This is a genomic window from Flavobacterium sp. (assembly GCF_025352015.1).
Lineage (GTDB): Bacteria > Bacteroidota > Bacteroidia > Flavobacteriales > Flavobacteriaceae > Flavobacterium.
This window is the reverse complement of sequence record NZ_JANXUG010000005.1, coordinates 1-2708: the sequence shown is the minus strand read 5'-3', so window position 1 is coordinate 2708 and position 2708 is coordinate 1. Positions and strand designations below refer to the sequence as shown.

Genomic DNA, 2708 nt, shown 5'->3' with positions numbered 1-2708 from the left:
TGGACTCATTCCTTCCCAAAAAAAACCATGATTATAGTAACCACCGGCATTATTTTTTAAATCAGCATTGGTTCCATCTGCTTTTTTCAAGATTTCTTCAATCGACAAATTAGTTAGAGTAGCATCCGCTGCGACTAATTTATTTAGATTATTGGTGTAGGTTAAATAATGTTTCGAATAGTGAACTTCCATCGTAAGAATGTCAATACTGGGCGAAAGCTCATTATATTTGTAAGGTAGTTTTACTAATGAAAATTGTCCACTATCGGCAGTTACATTGTCAGGTTGACCTATAGTAACTTTTTCTGTCGCTGAAGGTAATGGGACTTCTACTACTTCGGTGAGTTTCTTTCTTTTACAAGCGGATAGAAAGAAAATATAGGAGCAACATAAAACAATTGAAAAAATCTTTTTCATAGTGTACTATTTTATATTTTTTGCAATGGCATTAATTGCTTCGATATACAATTCTTTTGCTTCTTCAACAGATAGATGGCTTATTTGCATCCAAGCATTGGTTTTAAAAGCATTTCTCAAATCAAAATCAGCCGAATGATTATAATCAATCGTGCCAAAAGTGGCTTGTTTATAATAGGCGTACAACCGCAATTGCTCATCTTGTGGAAGTGATGCTTGCGACATGTGTGAAGCAATTTCTACTGCTTCTTGAAATCGAATATCTAATTCTTTTTCAGTCATTTACATTTATTTTTTTACTGCAAGCACAGTTTGATTGCCAACAGCATTTTGTTGAAGTGAAACTTCTATTTTAGTTCCCAATGGAAAAAAAATATCAACCCTAGAACCAAATTTTATAAAACCAGCATCTTCGCCTTGACGCACAAGCATTCCTTCTTGGGCGTAATTTACAATTCGACGAGCCAAAGCACCAGCAATTTGACGATATAAAATTTCACCAAAAACTTTATTCTCAATTACAATCGTGGTTCTTTCGTTTTCGGTACTCGCTTTTGGATGCCACGCCACTAAATATTTTCCAGGATGGTATCGACTATATTTCACTTTTCCACTTACAGGGTAACGTGTAACATGAACATTAATGGGCGACATAAAAATAGAAACCTGCAATCGTTTGTCTTTAAAATATTCATCTTCAAATACTTCTTCGATCACAACAACTTTTCCATCAACCGGTGCCGTTACTATAGCATCATTGGCGGCTATTCTTCGGTTTGGGTTTCTAAAAAATTGTAAAACCAATAGTAATAAAATCAGTGTTATAATTTGAATCGCTTTTTCCAACCATAGGATTGAAGTAATTTGATGCGATAAAAGAAAAGTTACGACTGTTATTGATGTTGCTATTAAAATAATTTTTCCGCCTTCTTTATGAAACATAATTTAAGATTTGATAAAACAAATAAACAAATGGTGCCACAAATATAATACTATCTAGTCTATCCAAAACGCCACCGTGACCTGGCATAATAATTCCACTATCTTTTACGGACGCCATTCTTTTGAATTTAGATTCGATTAAATCACCTAAAGTACTAAAAATACTAATTATAATTGAACTTATAATCCAAATAAAAGTTGAACCACCAATGTAAAATTTTGAAATTAAAATTCCTGCAAATAAAGAAAATAACATTCCGCCAAAAAATCCTTCGATGGTTTTTTTTGGAGATATTTTTTCTAAAAGTTTATGTTTTCCAATAGATTTTCCAACAATGTATGCAAAAGTGTCGTTGGTCCAAATAAGAATAAAGATACTGATAATAATTTGGGGGTTATAACCGTGCTTTCCGAACGGAATTTTTGTAATGATTATAAACGGAAAGATAACATAACCAATAACGTAAATGTACTTTGAAAGTTTATCTATTTTTTCTTTTTTTGAAATCAAGAGAAGATGCAGGCATTTCACCGATGCAAAAAGCGTTGCTAATAAGAGTAAAACATCATTGAAATGCGAAATTTTAAACTGTGTTTCCAAACAATAAATAAAAGCGCCAAAAACAAGAGGAAGTATACTATTTATTTTGACCAACTGGCAAAACTCATAAATTGCAATCAATATAAATATTCCGAAGAGAATATAAAAACTGGTAACCGAGTAAGAAGTTGCGAGTAAAAGCAGTACAACATAAACCACTCCAGATAATAATCTCTTTAATGATTCATTCATTTTATAAATCTTCTAGAAGCAGCAGGTATAAGTTTTTTGCAGTACTTCCGTATTGAAGAAAGTCTTCGTCTTTTGCTTTTTCAAAATATTTTATGGTGGTAATATTGGTTGGATAATCTTTGTCGTATTTCTTTTTTATCACACGAAGACCATCACTTTTAGTTTCTAAAATTTGACTTGTTGTTGCCAATATTATAATGTTTACTGGCAAATCATTTGGTTTGTTTTGTTTGATTTGATTGGATGAAAAAAGTACAGAGCCTTCATCGGCAATTAAGTTCTCACAACTGGCAAATAAAAATTTCGGATGTGTTGGCTTATCATAAGTTAGCTTGTTTTCATCAAGCATACTATACAATTTTGACTCATAACACAAAGCTTCACATTCAAACCAATCATTTTCTTCAAGAATATTAAGAAATTGATCTTTTACTTCACTTAAGTTTTCGCAATACAAAAACTTACCGCCATTTTTTTTGAAATTATAGGTAAACTTTTCATCAACAGGTAATAAAGAAAAGCTTGACGGAGTATTATTGAATTCACTTTGACTTTC

General features: G+C 31.8%; 4 protein-coding genes and 1 pseudogene. All 5 read right to left on the bottom strand.

Annotation, left to right across the window (positions count from 1 at the left end; genetic code table 11):
* A pseudogene (locus Q0Q96_RS00465) lies at nt 1-417 on the bottom strand (superoxide dismutase); the annotation flags it as partial.
* A gap of 6 nt (nt 418-423) precedes the next feature.
* Nucleotides 424-699, bottom strand: a complete 276-nt coding sequence (locus Q0Q96_RS00460; RefSeq protein WP_293870189.1) for an acyl-CoA-binding protein — start codon at nt 697-699, stop codon at nt 424-426.
* A gap of 6 nt (nt 700-705) precedes the next feature.
* Complete coding sequence (locus tag Q0Q96_RS00455) at nt 706-1359, bottom strand: phosphatidylserine decarboxylase family protein (protein WP_293870187.1); 654 nt, start codon at nt 1357-1359, stop codon at nt 706-708.
* Nucleotides 1349-2152, bottom strand: coding sequence for a phosphatidate cytidylyltransferase (locus tag Q0Q96_RS00450; protein WP_293870185.1), 804 nt, complete (start codon nt 2150-2152; stop codon nt 1349-1351). Before Q0Q96_RS00450 ends, Q0Q96_RS00455 begins: the two co-directional genes overlap by 11 nt.
* A 1-nt stretch (nt 2153) precedes the next feature.
* A partial coding sequence (locus Q0Q96_RS00445) for an LUD domain-containing protein (RefSeq protein ID WP_293870183.1) occupies nt 2154-2708 on the bottom strand: 555 nt, incomplete at its 5' end.

Excerpts from the sequence above, each read along its gene's own strand:
- Q0Q96_RS00460 (WP_293870189.1), bottom strand. The coding sequence starts at position 699 with ATGACTGAAAAAGAATTAGATATTCGATTTCAAGAAGCAGTAGAAATT.
- Q0Q96_RS00455 (WP_293870187.1), bottom strand. The coding sequence starts at position 1,359 with ATGTTTCATAAAGAAGGCGGAAAAATTATTTTAATAGCAACATCAATA.
- Q0Q96_RS00450 (WP_293870185.1), bottom strand. The coding sequence starts at position 2,152 with ATGAATGAATCATTAAAGAGATTATTATCTGGAGTGGTTTATGTTGTA.